1 protein-coding gene is annotated in these 901 nt (G+C 64.5%); it reads right to left on the bottom strand.

Annotated elements, in window-relative coordinates:
• Nucleotides 1-698 (bottom strand): caspase family protein (locus tag EN750_RS36600; protein ID WP_245482928.1); only part of this gene is annotated, 698 nt, incomplete at its 3' end.
• Between the last annotated feature and the right edge of the window lie 203 nt (nt 699-901).

The following is a 901-nucleotide window of genomic DNA, read 5'->3' as shown; positions in this document are numbered from 1 at the left end:
ACGTAAGGCAGCTGTTTGCCCCGCGACAAATCGTAGACCTCCTGCTGCACCAGCGTCAGCACCGAGCGGATCTCGAGCCCGTCGGTGCCGAGATATTTGGTCAGCGCTGTCGTGAAGGGCGAGTTCTGGCCGGTGCCGTCGGCAGCCGTCTCGCCCGGTGCGGCGGAGAAGGCGAACAGGATGTTTTCGGCGCGGCCAATCCGGCCGAGACCCGGCTTCACCTTGTCGGAGACATCCTTTGCCAGCGATGTCGCGCCGCGCCCTTCACCGCTGCTTCCCGAAAAGGGATCGCTGCGGCAGGCGTCGAGCATGATCAGGCCGACCTTGGCCGTGGCGGCCACGCTGTCGCGCACCTCTTCCAGCGGCAGGCTGGTCTTCTCCAGCGCATCGAGCGAGGAGGCGTCGGCATCGATCGGGAGCAGCCGGTTGTCGCCCGAGATTTCCACGCCGTGGCCGGAGAAGTAGACCAGCGCCACGTCGGCGCCTTTGGCATCCAGGCGAAAATCGTCGAGCGCGCGGCGCATTCGCCGCAGGTCGCGATTGGTTTCGAGGATGACCTCGAAGCCGAGCTTCTTCAGCGCCGCTGCCATCGCCTCGCCGTCATGGACCGGATTGGCGAGCGGCCGAACCAGGCGGTAGCCGTCCTCGGCTATGATCAAAGCCACGCGTCGCTCAGCCACCGCGGCGGCGGTGCTCATGAGCATCAGCAGCAAGGCAAAAAGCAAGCGCAAGTCGAACCGCCCCCCGGCTTGTCCATTTGCGCAAACATTCCACCTCTTTATGCCATGAGCAAGCCGGGCTTTTTGCGGAAGACCAGCGTTTTCAGGCAACCCGCATAGGCTTCAAAGCCTCGCTCCAGCGCAACAGCTCGTCGAGCATGGTTTTGGCTCCGCCCTGCACC

It is taken from the genome of Mesorhizobium sp. M7A.F.Ca.ET.027.03.2.1 (genome assembly GCF_003999175.1).
Classification (GTDB): domain Bacteria; phylum Pseudomonadota; class Alphaproteobacteria; order Rhizobiales; family Rhizobiaceae; genus Mesorhizobium.
The sequence above is the reverse complement of the archived record's forward strand: the minus strand, read 5'-3'. Positions and strand labels throughout refer to the sequence as shown.